Origin of the sequence: Rhizobium tibeticum (genome assembly GCF_900110205.1) — a bacterium.
GTDB classification, from domain to species: domain Bacteria; phylum Pseudomonadota; class Alphaproteobacteria; order Rhizobiales; family Rhizobiaceae; genus Rhizobium; species Rhizobium tibeticum.
On sequence record NZ_FOCV01000032.1, the window covers coordinates 22,287 to 40,012 of the forward strand.

Here is a 17,726-nt window from a genome sequence, read left to right on the forward strand (position 1 = left end):
ACCATCACCCCAGCCAATACCTCGGCCCCGGCCCCTTGCGTCCCGCCACATCAGCAGGATTCGCCAGGCTACACCGGTCGATCGACAAGCAGCCGCAGCCGATGCACTCCGTGAGCCCTGACCGCAGGCGCTGCAACTCGGCTATGCGCTGGTCGATGCGCATTGCCCACTCGCCTGACAGCCGTGACCAATCTCGACGCGACGGCACGTGGTCGGCCGGCAACTTGGCGAGCTCGGCGCCGATCTCCTCAAGCGTCAACCCAATGCGCTGTGCAAAGGCGATGAAGGCGATCCGGCGCAATACGGACCGGTGATAGCGCCTATGCCCCGGCCCGCTCAGACGCAATCAGCCCGCGCTCCTCGTAGAAACGCAGTGCCGATGAGGCTACGCCGCTGCGCCGCGACACGTCGGTGATGGTCAGCATCGGATTCATGCATGAATGAGAGCACGATTCCCACTTGACTTCAAGTTAACTTGAACTTGTAGCAACTGTTCTCACGGATTGAAGGAGCACCGGCAATGCAGATGAATATCGATCTTCAGGGACTTCGCGTGATGGTCACGGGTGGTACCTCCGGCCTCGGACTGGCGCTTGTGCGGCAGCTCACAGCGAAGGGTGCGCGCGTCGCCTTCGTCGCTCGCACGGCCGCCAATGTCGAACGCGTTGCAGCCGAGACGGGCGCGCACGGCATTGTCGCTGACATCGGCAAGAAGGACGACATCTATCCGATTGCAATGCAGGTCACTGCCCGCCTTGGCGGGGTCGACGTCCTGATCAACAATGCGTCAAGCCTCGGTCCTGTTCCTCTGGCGCTTCTTGCCGATACCGATTGCGAAGAGCTGGAAGCGGCGCTTGCGGTCAACCTCCTCGGGGTGTTCCGGCTGACGAAAGCCCTGTTCGGTGCCCTTGCCGCGTCCGCACGCGAGGGCCGCGAAGCGCTGGTGATCAACATCTCCAGCGACGCAGCGGTCAACGCGTATCCTGGCTGGGGCGCGTATGGCGCGAGCAAGGCCGCTCTTGCCCATTTGACGGCGATCTGGGACGAAGAGGCGAAGCCCGATGGTATTAGGCTCCTCGTGCTCGACCCTGGCGATATGGACACCCCACTCCACGCGCTGGCGCTTCCGGACGCCGATCCGTCGACCTTGAAGGCCCCCGACCTTGCTGCTTTCGAGGTCATCGAAAAGATGCTCGACGCATTGTCGGTCCGGGCTCAGCTTCTCCCCGGGGAACATGCATGATTGCCGACCGTTCCGATCGGCGCTCCGCCAGGCTGTTCGTCGTCGAGACGGACGGCACGATGCGTGACCTGGCGCGCACGAGGCTCGCGACGCTGTTCAGTCCTGGCGATCTGGTCGTCGCCAATGACGCCGCGACCTTGCCTGCCAGCTTAGACGGCACGCATATCCCAAGCGGCGAGGCGATCGAGATCCGCCTGGCCGGCTGGCGATCCCTTCCCGATCCTACCCGCTTCGTGGCGATTGCCTTCGGCGTGGGCGATCACCGCACGCCAACGGAAGACCGGCTGCCTCCGCCTGCGCTGTCAACAGGCGACCGCCTGCGGCTCGGCCCGCTTGACGCCGTCATCGAGGGTCTTCTCGACCATCACCGACTTCTCGAGCTCCGCTTCCCAGGAACCCCCGCAGCGGTGCTTGCAGGAATGGCGCAGCACGGCCGGCCGATCCAATACGCGCATGTTCCCGAGCTGTTGGCACTGTGGGATGTTTGGACGAAGATTGCCGCCCGGCCGTTGGCGTTCGAGGCGCCGTCGGCGTCCTTCGCGCTCGACTGGCGCACGCTTCAAACCTGGCGTCTGCGCGACGTCGGATTCGCAGCACTCACGCATGCCGCCGGCGTTTCTTCCACTGGCGATCCCGCGCTCGACTCGCGCCTTCCCTTCGACGAGCCGTACCACATCCCCGAGCGCACGGCGGAGCGCGTCGCGCGGGCGAAGCTCCGCCGCAGCCGCATCATCGCGATTGGCACGAGCGTCGTGCGGGCGCTTGAGGTAATTAGAGGTTGCTAAAATATAAAATGGAATGGCCGTCAAGACGGAAAACCTTCCGCTTTGCGCCGGGGATCAACTACGGGGGTCGAACATGCTTAGCGGCTTTAGCAGGGCCTGCGCGCTAATCCTTTTGTCAGGGAGCTTCGCTTTCGCCCAATCGGATCAGATAGAGCCAAAGGCTGGAACGTGGAAGACGTGGATAATCACGTCGGGCAAAGACTTCCGAGTCCCGCCCCCACCGGATACGTCCGCAACCGAATTGGAGCAGGTCCGCGAACTTGTCGCAAAGAACGATGCGCAGGTCGCCGCCAAGATCACGTTCTGGGACGCCGGCTCGCCCGGCTATCGATGGATCGATCTGGTCAACAACCGTCTTCTCGCAAACCAGACGATCCCCAATGCGCATCGCGTCTACACCTATTTGACGATGGCGGTCTACGACGCCACCGTCGCGGCTTGGGAGTCGAAATACTTCTACAATCGCCCCCGCCCGAGGGAGGTGGATACGACACTGCCGACTGCGCTGCCTACGCCTCGGAGTCCCGGTTATCCATCTGAACACGCGGCAGCCGCCGGAGCCGCTGCGACTGTTCTTGCCTATTTCTTTCCGGACGAGGCGTCGTCGTTCCAGGCGATGGCCGAAGAAGCCGCACAGTCGCGTGTCCTTGCCGGGGTCCAATCTTCCGCCGGCCTGGAACTGGGGCGACGCGTGGCACAGCAAGTGATTGCGCGGGCAAAGGCCGACGGCTCCGATGCCGTCTGGACCGGCACGGTGCCGACCGGGCCGTGCATGTGGGTCGGAGACAAACCCGCCAATGCAACCGTGCCAAACTGGAAGCCGATCCTGCTCGAGGCAGCCGATGAATTCAGGCCACCGACTCCGCCCGACTGCAAGTCTGCGGCCGTGAAGGCCGAGACGGATGCAGTCCGGCAGTTTGAGCGAAAATTCCCCAACAGCTACAAGGCGTTCTACTGGCAAAGCCCATCCGGCCTGTTCACCGACTGGTATGACTATGCCAGCAAGTGGATGTTCGAGGACAAGACGGATTCGAACCCGCCGCGCGCCGCACGGGCTTACGCGATGCTCGCAGCGGTCTACTACGACGCCTTCATTGCAAGCAACGACGGGAAATACGCTTATTGGTACCTGCGGCCCAACATGCTTGACCCGAGCATTACTCCCCTGTTCGCAGTGCCGGCCCATCCCAGTTATCCGTCGAACCACTCCACGTTGTCGACTGCCCGATGCGAGGTGCTTGCCTACCTGTTCCCCGACCAGGCGGAGTTCATCCGCACGGTCGGCAAGGAGGCGGGCGATTCCCGCATCTGGGCCGGCATCCACTATGAAATGGACAACCGGGCCGGTGCCGCACTTGGCAAAGCGGTCGCCGGGAAATTCATCGAGCGGGCAAAAAAAGACGGGGCAGACTAGCGGAAGGGAGGAGGCCTGTTTGATCCGCTGCCAGCGGATGACCGCCGGCGTCTTCTCCTGAAATGTCGCAATCCCAAGCGAGGGTTCTCGGTGGAACGTTCCGTTCACTCAGCAGCCGACGTGCGAGGCAGCACCGTTTCTCAAACGATGCGGATGGGGCGCGTCACCTGGCCATTGCTTTCCAAGTATGTGTGCTTTTTGGCGATTACGGGATCGTCCATTGCCCGTTGAATTTGCCCGTGGCACCGATCCCGCGCGAGGTCACCGTGTGTTCTCCAGGGGAGGGATTTGCCCAATCCAGCGACCAATCTTCCAAGCGTGTTCGGCCTCCTTGCCGGAGAAGCCGTATCCGAGCATCGACGGGGTCACTACATCGAAGGCGTCCTCCGCCGTTCCGCCATGAGCGGTCGGATCGGTGAGCGGACCGATGACCTTCAAGTTCTCGAACACCGTACCTGGCCAGCCATGGGTGATGATGACCGGCATGGCGTTCGGATGCTTCGAGCGAACGTGAATGAAGTGGATACCCTCAATCTGGGTGACGAATTGTGGGAAGGCATTGAGCTTCGCCTCGGCCTTCCGCCCGTCGTAGTTCGTGCCCCAGTGCTCGACGAGCGCTCTCAGCTTTGCGAGCTGGATGCCTTGCGACTGATCGGCGACCGTTTCCCGGTCGGGCCAGCGGGTCATGCGGATATGCTGACTAAGGTCCATCAGGTCCTCGTCTGCGGCATGGGCGTGGAAAGGTCGGATCAGGTCGCCTGTCGCAGTCGGAGTCGCAGCCGCGGCCGGAGCGGGACGCAATGCGGTGCCTACACCCGCCGCCACCAGTCCACTAAGGCCGAGGCGATCAGCATGCGCCGACCGTGGTCGATGACATCATGCGACGTTTCGGGGGCGAACCATCTCGTGAGCAAGGTCACAGCGTGGCCTCGTCTGAAACGGGCGCATTTGGCAGGGTCGCCAGCAGCTCTGCTGTTGTCAGGATTGCGTGTGCGTAGGTCGGGCCATTCAGCTCGTGGGCGGCGTGCATCATCTCGTGTGTAAGAGCGGCGGTCGCATCGCGCACCAATGTCACGTGGTAGCCCAGCTCCATGCCATAGCGCGCCGTCGACTCGATGCAGGTGTTGGCGAGCAGGCCGACCACGATGAGGTGCGTTATGCCGCGCTGCCTGAGCTGTTGATCGAGGTCGGTGTTGGCAAAGCCGCTCTGACCCCAATGCTCCTTGGCGACGACGTCGCCCGGCTTCGGCGCGAAATCGGGATGCCAGTCACCACCCCATTCGCCGCGTGCGAAGGAATGGCGATGCATGATCGCGACCTGCGTCGGATTGGGATGCGCCCAGTCCTCATAGTCGCCCGGCTCCCAGCGGCGGTGGGGCGCGATAAACACTCGGATGCCAGCGCCTCGAACGGCGGCGTCGATGGCCTTGAGGTTCTGGATTAGGCGCACCTCCTCGGCAACGGGCTTGATGCGGTCCCAGATCTTGCCGCCCTCCGAGAGGAAGTCGTTGTAGGGATCGACGAAGAGCAGCGCGGTCGTTTCCTTGCTGTAGTTTGGCTTTGACATGTTCGTCTCCTTCCTTTGGATTGTGGAGTGCCTAGTTGCGAATCGCGGCCCGCTCGATGCTCGCGGCAAAGAGCGGCGTCTCACCCTTGTTGTGGGCGATCGACATCGGCTGTCGCTGCGCGCGAAAGACGTCGAACGGGATGCCTTGCCTATCGAGTGAAGCCTTGAACTCTTCCGTTGCTCTGGAACGAACGTGGTTGGTAAATTCGCATGTCTGATCGTCGATGCGTCTGACACTGAGTTCCCAAACCACGTGGATCGTCGTGCGGCCCGTAGGCGGGAATATATCCGAAACGGACTCCAGGATCAGGTGATGTTTCTCGCCCAACGTCTCGACGTAGTGTTGAACCATCAGGCTGCCGCCAATGGTCTCGACATTGATCGACATGCGCCTCCCGTCCGGCGCAGTGGTAAAGCCGGCGGCGATGTGGGCTGGAGAACAGCGCTGATACTCGTCCTCTGACAGAGTGAAGCACCATTTCGGGATGTCGATCTTCTCGAATGGTGCGTTGATGATTGCGGTGAAGCTTGAATCGACGATTTCATGATCGCTCATGACGAGTTCCTTCCGTTTGCCCGTTGCACTTGTTCCGGCGAGTACTTATATTGGCTATGAAAATCATAGCTACAAGACCATATGAAAAAGAAAGTGACATGAAGCGGAATGAAACTCCCACGACTACCCTGTGTCCGGTTGCTCGTTCTGAAGCCGTCGTCGGAGATCGTTGGACGGTGCTGATCCTGCGCGAACTGTTCATGCGCAGTCATCGGTTTGAACAGATTCAAGCCCAGACCGGGGGAACGCCACAGATGATCGCGGCGCGTCTAAAGACATTGGAGGGGGAGGGACTCGTCGAGCGCCGCCGCTACAGCAATCGGCCGCCGCGTTACGAATACCACCTGACCGAAAAAGGTGAGGCTTTCCATCCCGTGCTGCTGGCGCTTCGGGCCTGGGGCGAGGCCTGGATGAAGTCACCTGAAGAGGGCCGCGCCGTTGAATATACGCATCTTGCCTGCGGAAAACCGGCAGGCCTTGGCCCGCTCTGTGAATCCTGCGGGGAGCCGCTGAAACGGAAGGAACTGATGGCTGAGTTAAGCCCGGCCTACGAAAGCGAACGAGATGGACGGTGGGAGGCCTTCAAGGCCAATCGGTGAGCTTTCCAAATAGGCTTCCCCCGGATTTGCGGAACTGGGTGGACGCTGGGCGTCCAAAGTAGGCTCGCGCTCGCACGAGAAATCCGAAGACGCCGTCCCACAACAGTTTCATCACGCTCAAGACCAATAATCCGTAGCAGGCGCGATAAGTCTGACCCTGGTCCAACATTCCGTGACGCCGCCAACCCCAGCCATACGCCGGCGGGAATGGCGAACAGGCATATCGCCGTCAGGATCCAGAGATCGGCGCTCGGTTTCACCAGCAGCAGCCATGGCACCGCCTTGGTCGCGTTGCCGGCCGTAAGAAACAGACGGCTCGTTCCCGCGTAGAATTCCTTGCTGAGGTCGAGCGGCAGCAGATACTTCGCAAGTGGCAGTCCGTCCCGATGCGCCACCATCGTGGTGATACCAATGATCGCCTTCGGCGTCGAACGTGGACGCGTCCTGCTGCTAGATGGCGATAGACGTTCTCCGTAAGGCTGGTCTTCTTCTCGGCTTCGTCGGGCGCAAGGTCTCCATGCTTAATGCTGGACGGCTCGCGATAGGTGAGCAGCGCAGTGTCCAACACCAGAAATCCCGACGTCGGGAAGCTTCCTGTGATGACAGAATATCAGCAGTGCTACGTTGACCACCGCGCGCATCACGCCCGCCGCGCGTCCGGCGGGGAGGAAACTAATCCCCTCTTATGTATCGCTCTAAACGGCAACCCACACCATGGTGGTCCCCCTGGAGCTCACCTCTCCCCAGATCGGAGCTCGTGCAAGGGGGGACTTCCGGAACATCTCCGAGTATGTTCTGTTCGGATATCGCAACTCAGGGGGCAGCCATGCTTCGATATCTTGTGATTTCCAAACGTGCGCTCCCGCCGAGTGTGTCAAGCGCGTGGAAAGCAATGGATATCGTTCTCGCGGGTCCGATTGCTGCGGCCGCCCTTGAGGCTTCTGACCTTGGTGGCCACGATGGCGCGATCGTCGATCTCGATTACGAGGGTCACGAGATGATTGCGTGCGTGGAAATGCTTGACGTTGGCCAGATCCCGTTCGTGTTCGCGGCCTTCGTTTCGAGTTCATTGCGGCCTCCCGGATGCTTTGTTCTGAGCGAGGCGAAACGAGAGATCTGTGCGATCTACCATCGTCTCCAGCAAACCTTTCGGACCCATTAGGATTCGCCTGAACTCTTCGATCAGAAGCGTAGGGTTTTGCCAGGGAGTGAGTTTCGTGGAGGGCGCCGTGCATCAGATGAGATACTTCCCTGACATCCTGACGTCCACCGACTTTGAGATTCTCACACCGGTTTTCGAACGTCTGCGGGCAGACAACATCTGCACCGATCCCGATCGGCTTGCGCGAACAATTATTGCCTTGTACCGCGTCGGTCTTGTCTGCCCCCGACGCCTAAGTGCGATGGCCCGTTATCTTGAGGCCAGGCAGACTTCGTTCCACTAACCGCGGCTCGTGGCCGTAGGGATTGCTGATACGGGTTCTCTCAGCCAGACGCGAGCGACGAGGCGGTCAACTGGAGCGCACTTCGAATCGCCCGCTTTGACGGCCTTTTTCTACCGGGTTGCTGCTTCGCTGAAGGAAACCTCGTCCAAAGCCAGCATCAAAGCCATCCGTGCACGTGCGACGCGGCTTTTGATGGTGCCGATTTCGCACCCGCACTCCTTTGCAGCATCCATGTACGAGCGCCCAGCCACGACCAGCATTAGCGCTTGTCTCAGCTGTCGGGGCAGGCGATCAATCGCGTCTGAAACATCTTTCAGCCGCAATGGCCAATCCTGATCCGATGGCACGGGGATCTCGAAGGAGCCGTCGGAGAGATCGGAGGCCGGACGGCAACGCTTCGAGCGCTTGTACTGGCTGCAGTAGTGGTTCCGCAGGATGGTGAACATCCAGCTTTTGAGGTTGGTTCCGGGCGTGAAATGATCCAGATGGCTGAGGGCCTTCATGATCGTTTCCTGAGCAAGATCCTCAGCGTCGGCATCTGATCTGGTGAAGCGATGCGCGAAGGCCTGCATGACAGGACGTAGGGCAACGATGTCATCTTGAAGGGAAGCGTCTTGCGGCATTGCGGTTCCTCCGAACATCAACCGCAATGGATACGAGCACTAATGGTTCCTGCATTTCGCGCACCGTCCGATATCGAACCAAGAGGTTTGGGTTGACGATACCGCAGTGAACAATCCTGTCATTCGGGGTTGCCTCGAAACGCAATTTGCCCTCGCATCGGGCGCGGAAACTGTCAACATGGAGGGGACCTGCACATCGGAGGCGATCACATGACACCAGGGGCTGGCCCATGACAGGTGACGACAGACTGGTATGATGCGCTGCCAACGAAGGCTCGAGGCTACCTCGTTGATCCCTATCACGCAGACACATGACATCGAGGGTCTCGTGATGGGGCGGATCCGTGAAGGCCTCGAGCGGCGATGAACCGAGCAGATACCCTCTGAGTGCGTCAGTCCGGTTGCACTGGCCGGATCGTATCGACTGAGATGTTACCCTCGAGGATCCCGCGCGAGACGTCGGTACGGTCACGGTCGATCTCAATCACGGTGTAGAGCTTGTCGTCCCGGAATGCGCTAGCGTTGGCCGTCGTCACGTCTTCTGCAGGCGCCGCATCGACCTCCATGAAGTCCAGCTCGCGACTTGCCGCCATGATCCGCGCGTCGCCTGGCGTCCGCGCCGCCACGACGACAACTCCATGTCCTGGAGAGTTGGCCCATCTTGGATCGTCGGGCGCGGCGATCGGCTCAAGACGATAGATCCTAAGGGGTTCCCCGGCGCTGCCGGGCGAGCCCTGCGCGGCCGCATCGGCGATCTGCGCCTGGCTTTCGACCGAACGCCCGAACGTATTCGGGTTGGTCGCATTGTTGATATCGTCGGTACCTGTCTTCGAAACGTTCGACATAGCGTCCTCCATGACAAACAATAACGACAGCAGCACCCAACTGTTCCAGCATATCACTGCATCCAACGCGAATGGGTCCAGGGCAACGTATAGGCGAGGAACACGGGGATGATTTCAAAAGCTATCGACGACCGGCTACGATCGGCAACGTCGATGCCAGACGCCGTGCCTCGTGATCCTGCATGAGGCTCGTGGTGATAGCGCGGCCTTACAATTTCGGGGTCAGCATCTCAAAGCGATCGCGGATCGTAGAGCAGGTATCGCCGCCGAGGCGCGCAATGGCATCGACTTCAGCGGGATCGACGCGCAGCCGTTCCGGATCGACGACGCCATCGCGATAGTGCGCGTAGACGATTTCGCCCATGATGATCTGCCGGGACTTCCCGAGCTCCAGCGTGACGTGACGCCGGCACTCAAAGGCTGCCGGCGCTTCCGCGATCCAGGGCGAGGCGACCTTCTGGCCAGGCATCGCCGTCAGTCCGGCTTCCTTCAGTTCATCGACGCCGCGCGGATATTTGGAACCGCAGACATGCATCGCCTCCGCGATGGCAAACGACACGATGTTGACCGTGAAGACCTCGGTCATGCGGATGTTGTGGCCCGTGTCCTTGAAGGACATATCCGGATTGTTCTCGACGCCGAGCGCCAGGATTGGTGGATCGGCCGACAGGCAGTTGAAGAAGCTGAAAGGTGCCGCATTGATGCGGCCATGCTCGTCGACAGTCGTCACGAGCGCAATCGGCCGCGGAATGATGGTCCCGATCATCAGCTTGTAGCGTTCGCGCTCCGAGATCGTTTCGAAGTCGAAGGAAATGGTCATGGATCAGCTTGCTGCCCGCATCGGCGCAAAGGCGCTCATCGCGCCCGTGAAAGGTTTGGCCAGCGGCGATGCATAGGAGCCGCGCTTGCTGGTCGATAGCCCGAGCGACACCAGCGCCTCCGCCTGCTTGACCGCGGCAGCGACACCGTCAACGACCGGGACGCCGTAAATATCCTGCAGCTCGCGCGCCAGATCGGTCATGCCGGCGCAACCGAGAACGATCGCCTCCGCCCCATCGTCCGAGAGCGCCCGTTCGATCTCGGCTCGCAACTTGTCGATGGCTCCCGACGCGGGGTCTTCGAGCTGAAGAACCGGTATGTCCGATGCGCGCACCTTTGCACGTGCGCCCATGCCATAGCGCCGGACGAGATTGTCGATCAGAACGCGCGAGCGCTCCAGCGTCGTCACGACGGTAAAGCGTTGCGCCAGGAAGCCGGCCGTCGCGACCGCGGACTCGCAAAGCCCGAGCACCGGCACATCGGCAAAGCTGCGCGCGGCATCAAGCCCGGTATCGTCGAAGCAGGCGATGATGGCCGCGTCATAGCCACCGGCCTTCTGTTCCTTCAGTTCGCTGAGAAGCCCCGGGATTGCCAAGGCACCGTCGTAATGCCCCTCGATCGAGACCGGCCCCATACGGGAGGTCGCAGCAATAATCTCGGTGCCCGAGGCCGCGACCGCGCGGGCAGCGACAGCCGCCTTCTCGGTCATGGAAGCCGTTGTATTGGGATTGACGAGAAGAATGCGCATGAAATCAACTTGTTTTTGCTTGGCGCCGGCGCAGCATGAGCATGATGCCGAGCGCGACGAGAATGATGGTGAAGGAAAACAGCGTCGTCACCGTTCCGAGCGCGTAGAGCACTGGCGTCGTGACGTTGGTGGTCATGCCGTAGATTTCGAGCGGCAGCGTGTTGTAGCTGCCCGATGTCATCAGCGTACGAGCGAATTCGTCATAAGAGAGCGTGAAGCCGAAGAGGCCGACGCCGATCAGGCTTGGCGCAATCATTGGCAGCACGACATGCCTGAAAGTCTGCCAGGAGGTCGCGCCAAGATCGCGCGCCGCCTCTTCATAGGCGGGGGAGAAGCGGTTGAAGACGGCAAACATGATCAGCACGCCGAAGGGCAGCGTCCATGTCAGATGCGCGCCGAAAGCGGATGAATACCAGGCTGGCTTCAGGCCGCTTTGCTGGAACACTACGCCGATCCCGAGCGAGATGATGATCGATGGAACGACGAGGCTTGCGACGGTCGCATAAAAAAGCACGGTCGAACCGCGGAAGCGGCGCCGGAACGCCAGGCCTGCGAGCAGCGAAACGACAACGGTTACCACCATCACCATCAGCCCGAGCGTGAAGGAGCGACGAAAAGATGCGCCGAAGTCCCCGACCGCCTGCTTCTCGAAGAGGTTGAAAAACCAATGAACGGATACCCCGTTCAGCGGGAACGTCAGGCCGCCATCCGGTCCCTGGAAGGACAGGATCAGGATCGCCGACAGCGGTCCGTAGAGAAACAGCACGAAGATGAGGAAGAACGCCGCGAGCACGTAGAATTCGAAGGTGCGCTTCTCGTGGTTCATCTCACAGCTCCTTGCGGATATCGACGACGCGCAGGATCGCGGCGACCATCAGGAGGACCACCACCAGCAGCACCACTGCATTGGCGGCAGCGGCCGGATATTGCAGCAGCGACATCTGGTTCTTCATCATCAGCGCCACGGAGGCGCTCTGGCCGCCGGACATGACCTGGACGGTCGAGAAATCGGCCATGACGAGGGTGACGACGAAAATCGTCCCGATCGCCATGCCGGGCTTTGCAAGTGGTAGAACGACGTTCCAGAGGATCTGCCAGCCGCTGGCGCCGGCGTCGCGCGCCGCCTCGAACAGTGAGCGATCGATGCGCATCAGCGTATTGAAGATCGGCGTTACCATGAACAGCGTGTAGAGGTGCACCATGGCAAGGACGACGGCGAAATCGGAATAGAGCAGCCATTCGATCGGCTGCGGCACGATGCCCATCTGAACCAGCGCCGAGTTGACGAGCCCGTTACGGCCGAGCACCGGGATCCAGGAGATCATGCGAATGATGTTCGAGGTCATGAACGGCACGGTGCAGACCAGGAAAAGGATCATCTGCGTCGTCGTGCGGCGGATGTGGAAGGCAAGGAAGTAGGCGACCCAGAAGCCGATGAAGAGCGTCAAGCCCCAGACGATCACCGTGAATTTCAGGGTGTTGAGATAGGTTTTCCATGTGACCCATGAACCGAGGGTATCGGTGTAGTTCATGGTCAGAAAGGCCGGGTAAAGACCTGCGAAATCATAGTCCCAGAAGCTGACGACCGCGATCATGGCAATCGGCAGGATGAAGAAGAAACCGAGAATGAGGATCAGCGGCGTCGCCTGCAGATAGGACGCAGTCCATGCCGGCCATCCGATCGTTCGACGGCTTGACTGTTGCGATTGTTGCTCGGCCTGCGAAGACGCGATCGTGGCCATGTTCCGGTCTCTCCGTTGTGGACACCCTCTCCCCAAAGGAACTGGGGAGAGGGCCTGGCAGAAGCGGTATGCCTTAAGCGGCGATGAACTCGTTCCAGCGTCGAACCATGTAGCGGTCTTCGTCCATGACGGAGTTCCAGCACGCGACATGACCCATGCGTTCTTCGAACGAACCACCGTCGCGAACGGCGCCGGCCTTCTCCATGACTTTGCCTTCCGGTGAGAGGACATCGCCCTGCGCCGCCTTGCCTTCGATCCAGTAACCCCATTCATCGGCGGTCATGAACTTCTTGGCAGTCTCCATGCAGGCCGAGTAATAGCCTTGGCGGTTGAGGTAGCCGCCGACCCAGCCGGACGTGTACCAGTTGATGTATTCGTATGCCGCGTCGAGCTGAGCACCCTTCAAGTGCGAGGCAAGGCCGAGACCGCCGCCCCACGAACGATAGCCTTCCTTGAGCGGCTGATACTTGCAGGCGATGCCCTTCGAACGGACGGCGGCAACGGCCGGCGACCACATGGACTGGATAACGACTTCGCCAGAGGCCATCAGGTTGACGGACTCGTCGAAGCTCTTCCAGAAGGCACGGAACTGGCCATCCTGCTTTGCCTTGATCAGGAACTCGATCGTCTTGTCGATCTCTTCCTTGGTCATGTTGCCCTTGTCGGCATATGTAATGTTGCCCAAGGCTTCCATGATCATCGCGGCGTCCATGATGCCGATCGACGGGATGTTGAGGATCGAGGTCTTGCCCTTGAACTTCGGGTCCATGATATCGGCCCAGGTGTTGATCTCGCGGCCGACGAGGTCAGGGCGAATACCCAGCGTATCGGCATTGTAGATCGTCGGCATCATGGTGAAGAATTCGGTCTCGCCCTTGGCGAAAGTCTTGGCATCCTTGCTTTCGACGTAGCCGACCGTGTGCGGCGCCGTGCCCTGAGCGATAACGCTGTCTGGCTTCAGTTTGCCTGTCTTGAACAGCGGCACGACCTGGTCGTAATACTTCAGCTTCTTCGTTTCCATCGGCTGGATGACGCCAGTCGGATAGACCTTCTTCAGGATCCAGTATTCGATATCGGCGATGTCGTAGCTGTCTGGCTGCGTCACGGCGCGCTGGGCGGCAGCGTCGGAATCGGTTGCCGTCATCTCGAGTGTGATGCCAAGGTCCTTTTTGCACTGCTCGGCGATGGCGTTGATGTTCGAAACGCCGGTGCCGAACTGACGAAGTGTGATGTTCGACTGTGCCCAGATGGTCGGGAAGCCAGTGATCAGGCCGGAGCCCGCGGCTGCACCGATGGCGGCAGCGCCAGTCTTCAGCAGGCTACGGCGGGAAATAGCCGGTTTCGTCTTGGTCGTGTTCTTTTCAGTTGTCATGTCAGTTCCCCTTTTTTTGGTGGTGAGGTTCATGCATGGCCAAGGAGGATCGCGTCCTCCAGAGCCCAACTCAGAGACACCGCATCGCCGACCGATACGGGTTTGGCGAAGTAGTCGCCGTCATTCGCGATGACCGTGAAGTCGTCACTGCCCGCGCCGACGACGGTGATCTTCACCGACGCGCCGCGATATTCGATGTTGGAGACGATGCCGTTGAAGCCGAGCGTCTTGTCGGCGGTCGCCTCGAGGCGGACGCGATCAGTGCGGATGCCGATATCGACGCTCTCGCCGACCTGTTTGCCATTGCCGCGCACGCAGAAGGCTTGCCCCTCCGGCGCCTCCAGCGTCGTGACCCCGTTTTGCGAAGAGACGACACGGCCAGACAGCACGTTGTGATCGCCCATGAAACGGGCGACGAACGCAGTGGCGGGCTCTTCGAACACCTTGCGCGGGGTTGCCGCCTGCTCGATCTTGCCGTCGTTCATGATGACGATCAGATCGGCCAGCGCCATCGCCTCTTCCTGGCTATGCGTCACATGAACGAAGGTGATGCCGAGGCTCTTCTGGAGCTTCTTGAGCTCGGCGCGCATGCGGATCTTGAGAAACGGATCAAGTGCCGAAAGCGGCTCGTCGAGCAGCAGCGCCTCCGGATCGGTGATGAGGGCGCGCGCCAGCGCCACACGCTGTTGCTGGCCGCCCGAAAGCTGAGCCGGCCGCCGCGTCGCATAGGCGTCCATCTGCATCAGCGTCAGCATCTGCAGCGCCCTGGCGCGACGCTCTTCCTTCTCGACGCCTTTCATCTTCAGGCTGAAGGCGACATTGTCGATGAGGTCTAGGTGCGGAAACAGCGCGTAGGACTGGAACATCATGGCAGTGCCGCGCTTGGCCGGTGGAAAATCGGTGACGACGGCATTTCCAAGCCTGATGTCGCCGGAGGAAATACTTTCGTGTCCGGCGATCATGCGCAGCGTCGACGTCTTGCCGCAGCCCGAAGGCCCAAGGAAGCAGCAGTAGGAACCGGCCGGAATCTTCAGGCTGATGGAATGGACGGCCGTCGTGGCGCCATACACCTTGGAAACGGATACTATATCGATCTCTGCGGCTTTCGACATCGGTCTTCCTCTGTTTGAGAAAGACAATGCATCTGCCGTGCCAGTTCCTGTTACGGCGCACAGGCACCGGCAAATCAGAGACTTGTCCCTGAAATCGCCGTTGTCTCAAAATTCAGGCAGGATGCCAGCTTGCACATAAAATAGGCGATCGTCTGCAATTCGTGCAGATTATCGTATACAATTTAGTCGCCACTTTGAGAGCAAATTCCATTTAACTTTTGCGGGAAACGCAGATATCATTTCCCGGTCAAAAGGTATCCGATTTCATGAAATCCTCCGCAAACGCTCTCCAAACCGCCGACGATTCAGCCGATACCGGCACGCAGCAAATCCGCGACGCGATCCGCGATGCAATCGTGGAACGGCGCCTAGCGCCAGGTACGAAGCTGTCGGAAAGCGACGTTGGCAACCTGTTCAATGTCAGCCGCACACTCGCTCGGGCAGCCTTGCAGTCCCTTTCCTATGAGGGCCTGGTCAGCGTCGAGAAAAATCGAGGCGCGTTCGTTGCCTACCCTTCGCCCGAAGAGGCGCGCCAGATTTTCGCCGCCCGTCGTCTCATCGAGCCCGGGATTCTGCGGGAGGCGGCAGCCAGAATTGCGCCTTCGCAGATCCAGCACCTGAAGCAATTACTGCTCGAGGAAGGCCGACTGATGGGCGAACGCGGTCAGACAGCACGCCGCGCCGAAATCCAGGCTTCCGGCGATTTTCACCTGACGCTTGCGGCGATATCGGGCAACGCCATCATGCAGCGTTTCATGGATGAACTCGTCGCGCGCTCCTCGCTCGTGATCGCCCTTTACGGCCAATCGACCATCTCGAGCTGCGGCCATTCCGAGCATGGCAACATCGTCGCCGCGATCGAGCGAAGCGATCTGGAGGAGGCTTGCCGGTTGATGCTTCACCACATCGCGCACATCGAGGCGGACCTCGATCTACGCGAACGCAAGAGTGTCGGCCTCAAGGAAGCCTTCGATCTGTAGCAAGATTTTAGCGTTGGGTCCTGCCGCAGCGCACGCCGAGCGTTTCGGCAACCAACATGCAGGCCAGAACCTCAATTGTGTTCGGGCAACATCGACATAGTTTAGCTCATTTACTTCACTGCGGCGGTGCAAGCCAGTCGGCGCCTGCATCGTCAGCAGGCGGCCATTTCACGCTCCATCGCCACCTCGATCATCAGATTGTCAACGTCACGGGAAATCGAAGCGGCAGCCAATACATGTCCGTCACGCGTGAAGCGCAGCAGACAGTCCCTGCCGGCGATGTCCCCTTCGACCGTGATCTTGTCCCATCGTTCGGCATGGCCGACATAATTGATCCTGACGTCGTAGTGCTGGCTCCAGAAGAACGGCACGGCTGCGAACTTTTCGTTCCGGCCGAGCATATTGAGCGCCGCGGTTTGCCCCTGCCTCTCAGCAACCACCCAATGTTCGACGCGGATGTTCTCTCCGCTATTGGGATCGGGCCATCGCGCAATATCACCGGCCGCGAAAATTCCAGGTGCGCTGGTTTCCAAAAAGCTATTCACGACGACGCCGCGATCAACAGTCAGCCCCGCCATTTCGGCGAGGCTGGTGCGCGGCCGTACGCCGATACCGGCCACAACAAGATCGGCGGCTAGCGCATGGCCGCTGCGAAGTTTCACCTCGCCGCCCTTGATGCTGCTCGCAATCTCCTCCATGTGAAAAACGACCCCGTTCTTCTCGTGAAGGGTCCGGATAAAATCGCCCATCTGTGGACCCAGAACCCGCCCCAGTGGCTGCTTGTCGGGTGCGACGACGTGGACGTCGATTCTGCGAGAGCGCAGGGCTGCGGCGACTTCGAGGCCGATAAAACTGGCGCCAAGCACGACGATGCGCTTGGCAGTCTTGGCCTGCTCAATGATGGCACGGCAGTCGGCAAGCGAGCGTAGCGTATGAACATGGGGCCGGTCGGCGCCTGGAATGGTCAGGTGAACGGGTTCTGCACCGGTCGCCAGCAGCAACCTGTCGTAGGGAATCGAGCCTCCGTCAGCGAGGATGACCTCACGTGTGTGCGGATCGACGCGAACTGCTTGCGTACCGAGACGGAGGTCAATCTGGTTTTTCGAATAGTAGCTCTCCCCCCGCAGTGGGACCCAGTCCTCCGGCGCCTTCCCGGCAAGGTAGTCCTTTGAAAGGTTCGGCCGGTCGACAGGCGGCGCTTCGTCGTCGCTGAGCATGACAATGCTTCCCGGATACTGCTCTCGCCGCAGCCTCTCGGCCGCGGCAAAGCCGGCCGCACCGCCGCCGACGATGACGATCTTCCCCGGCATTGCTTCCACAGAAGGCTCGCTTATTGTTGGTTCTGCACGCTTTCGCTTTCCGACCACGAAGATCTTGCCGTCGCGCTGCTCCACCGACCAGCATGCCAGCGGCCTGAAGGCCGGTGCGCGCAGAGCCTCCCCTGTTCTCAAGTCGAAACATGCGTGATGCCAAGGGCAGCGGACGGCGTCGCCGGCCACCAGACCGTCGACAAGGGGACCGTTGTAGTGCGTGCAATGTGCGTCAACGGCGAATATCTGCGGCCCGCGACGCACGAGCAACACCTGCGTATCGCCAAAATGGCCAACCAGCTTGCTGCCGTCGGGAAGATCGGCAAGTCCGACACCTTGCACCAAGTCTGGCCCAGTTGTGTTCGTGTGCTTAGGAGTCATTCTTCTTCTCCTTGGCTTTAGAGGTCGCCTCGGCGGGGCGAAGGGCGAACTTTGTGTCGCACTGCCTTTGATCTCAGTGTTGCGGCTGCCGAGCCAAAGCAGAAAAGACAAAGCGTTGAAGGGCTGGTCTGCGCCGAGCCCGTCTTCATTGACGACGGCATCTGCAGGTTGGGCGGGCGGCCTGC

General features: G+C 60.5%; 17 protein-coding genes and 4 pseudogenes. 6 read left to right on the forward strand and 15 right to left on the reverse strand.

The genetic code is table 11. The features are described from left to right. Positions 1–4 precede the first annotated feature (4 nt). A pseudogene (soxR, locus tag BSG20_RS26900) lies at positions 5–434 on the reverse strand (redox-sensitive transcriptional activator SoxR). Positions 435–520: 86 nt separating this feature from the next. Here soxR and BSG20_RS26905 point away from each other — a divergent pair. From BSG20_RS26905 to BSG20_RS26915, 3 genes are all read left to right on the forward strand, one after another. Further along, entirely contained in the window at positions 521–1,243 is a 723-nt protein-coding gene (locus BSG20_RS26905; protein WP_072380164.1) for an SDR family NAD(P)-dependent oxidoreductase, read from the forward strand. Then, entirely contained in the window at positions 1,240–2,028 is a 789-nt protein-coding gene (locus BSG20_RS26910) for an S-adenosylmethionine:tRNA ribosyltransferase-isomerase (protein WP_083540004.1), read from the forward strand. Before BSG20_RS26905 ends, BSG20_RS26910 begins: the two co-directional genes overlap by 4 nt. Positions 2,029–2,269: 241 nt before the next feature. Next, positions 2,270–3,442 (forward strand): phosphatase PAP2 family protein, encoded by a 1,173-nt coding sequence (locus BSG20_RS26915; protein ID WP_072380162.1) that lies wholly within the window; start codon positions 2,270–2,272, stop codon positions 3,440–3,442. A 140-nt stretch (positions 3,443–3,582) separates the two neighbouring features. On the opposite strand, the pseudogene BSG20_RS38665 reads toward BSG20_RS26915, so the two are convergent. From BSG20_RS38665 to BSG20_RS26930, 4 genes and pseudogenes are all read right to left on the reverse strand, one after another. Then, a pseudogene (locus BSG20_RS38665) lies at positions 3,583–3,775 on the reverse strand (sulfite oxidase); the annotation flags it as partial. Positions 3,776–3,943: 168 nt separating this feature from the next. Next, positions 3,944–4,153 (reverse strand): annotated as a pseudogene (locus BSG20_RS38670) (epoxide hydrolase N-terminal domain-containing protein); the annotation flags it as partial. A 205-nt stretch (positions 4,154–4,358) separates the two neighbouring features. Continuing rightward, on the reverse strand, positions 4,359–5,009 hold the full coding sequence (locus BSG20_RS26925; protein ID WP_072380160.1) for a cysteine hydrolase family protein: 651 nt from the start codon (positions 5,007–5,009) through the stop codon (positions 4,359–4,361). 31 nt (positions 5,010–5,040) lie between these two features. Next, positions 5,041–5,565, reverse strand: coding sequence for a hypothetical protein (locus BSG20_RS26930; RefSeq protein WP_072380158.1), 525 nt, complete (start codon positions 5,563–5,565; stop codon positions 5,041–5,043). 98 nt (positions 5,566–5,663) lie between these two features. Between BSG20_RS26930 and BSG20_RS26935 the strand changes: the two genes are divergently transcribed. Continuing rightward, positions 5,664–6,164: a winged helix-turn-helix transcriptional regulator gene (locus tag BSG20_RS26935; protein WP_072380157.1), complete on the forward strand. Its 501-nt coding sequence runs from the start codon at positions 5,664–5,666 to the stop codon at positions 6,162–6,164. 73 nt (positions 6,165–6,237) lie between these two features. On the opposite strand, the pseudogene BSG20_RS37780 reads toward BSG20_RS26935, so the two are convergent. Then, positions 6,238–6,604: pseudogene (locus tag BSG20_RS37780) on the reverse strand (sulfite exporter TauE/SafE family protein); the annotation flags it as partial. A 452-nt stretch (positions 6,605–7,056) separates the two neighbouring features. On the opposite strand from BSG20_RS37780, the gene BSG20_RS26945 reads away from it, so the two are divergent. After that, positions 7,057–7,326 carry a hypothetical protein gene (locus BSG20_RS26945; protein ID WP_072380156.1) on the forward strand — a complete coding sequence of 90 codons (270 nt, stop codon included), beginning with the start codon at positions 7,057–7,059 and terminating at the stop codon, positions 7,324–7,326. A gap of 393 nt (positions 7,327–7,719) precedes the next feature. Here BSG20_RS26945 and BSG20_RS26955 read toward each other — a convergent pair whose 3' ends face one another. The 8 genes from BSG20_RS26955 to BSG20_RS26990 all read right to left on the reverse strand — a co-directional run bounded on the left by BSG20_RS26955 (position 7,720) and on the right by BSG20_RS26990 (position 14,870). Further along, on the reverse strand, positions 7,720–8,232 hold the full coding sequence (locus BSG20_RS26955; RefSeq protein ID WP_244541441.1) for a sigma-70 family RNA polymerase sigma factor: 513 nt from the start codon (positions 8,230–8,232) through the stop codon (positions 7,720–7,722). Positions 8,233–8,624: 392 nt separating this feature from the next. Then, a complete protein-coding gene (locus tag BSG20_RS26960) occupies positions 8,625–9,077 on the reverse strand; it encodes a hypothetical protein (protein WP_072380153.1) in 453 nt (150 codons plus the stop codon). A gap of 208 nt (positions 9,078–9,285) precedes the next feature. After that, positions 9,286–9,897: a flavin reductase family protein gene (locus BSG20_RS26965; protein ID WP_072380152.1), complete on the reverse strand. Its 612-nt coding sequence runs from the start codon at positions 9,895–9,897 to the stop codon at positions 9,286–9,288. Positions 9,898–9,900: 3 nt separating this feature from the next. Continuing rightward, positions 9,901–10,644, reverse strand: coding sequence for an aspartate/glutamate racemase family protein (locus BSG20_RS26970; protein ID WP_072380150.1), 744 nt, complete (start codon positions 10,642–10,644; stop codon positions 9,901–9,903). A gap of 4 nt (positions 10,645–10,648) precedes the next feature. Continuing rightward, positions 10,649–11,470 (reverse strand): ABC transporter permease, encoded by an 822-nt coding sequence (locus tag BSG20_RS26975; protein ID WP_072380148.1) that lies wholly within the window; start codon positions 11,468–11,470, stop codon positions 10,649–10,651. A 1-nt stretch (position 11,471) separates the two neighbouring features. Beyond that, complete coding sequence (locus BSG20_RS26980; RefSeq protein ID WP_072380146.1) at positions 11,472–12,386, reverse strand: ABC transporter permease; 915 nt, start codon at positions 12,384–12,386, stop codon at positions 11,472–11,474. A gap of 73 nt (positions 12,387–12,459) precedes the next feature. Beyond that, complete coding sequence (locus BSG20_RS26985; protein ID WP_072380202.1) at positions 12,460–13,758, reverse strand: ABC transporter substrate-binding protein; 1,299 nt, start codon at positions 13,756–13,758, stop codon at positions 12,460–12,462. Positions 13,759–13,787: 29 nt separating this feature from the next. Further along, positions 13,788–14,870 carry an ABC transporter ATP-binding protein gene (locus tag BSG20_RS26990; protein ID WP_072380144.1) on the reverse strand — a complete coding sequence of 361 codons (1,083 nt, stop codon included), beginning with the start codon at positions 14,868–14,870 and terminating at the stop codon, positions 13,788–13,790. Positions 14,871–15,136: 266 nt separating this feature from the next. Between BSG20_RS26990 and BSG20_RS26995 the strand changes: the two genes are divergently transcribed. Further along, complete coding sequence (locus BSG20_RS26995) at positions 15,137–15,850, forward strand: GntR family transcriptional regulator (protein WP_072380200.1); 714 nt, start codon at positions 15,137–15,139, stop codon at positions 15,848–15,850. Positions 15,851–16,002: 152 nt separating this feature from the next. Here BSG20_RS26995 and BSG20_RS27000 read toward each other — a convergent pair whose 3' ends face one another. After that, positions 16,003–17,541, reverse strand: coding sequence for an FAD-dependent oxidoreductase (locus BSG20_RS27000; RefSeq protein WP_072380142.1), 1,539 nt, complete (start codon positions 17,539–17,541; stop codon positions 16,003–16,005). Between the last annotated feature and the right edge of the window lie 185 nt (positions 17,542–17,726).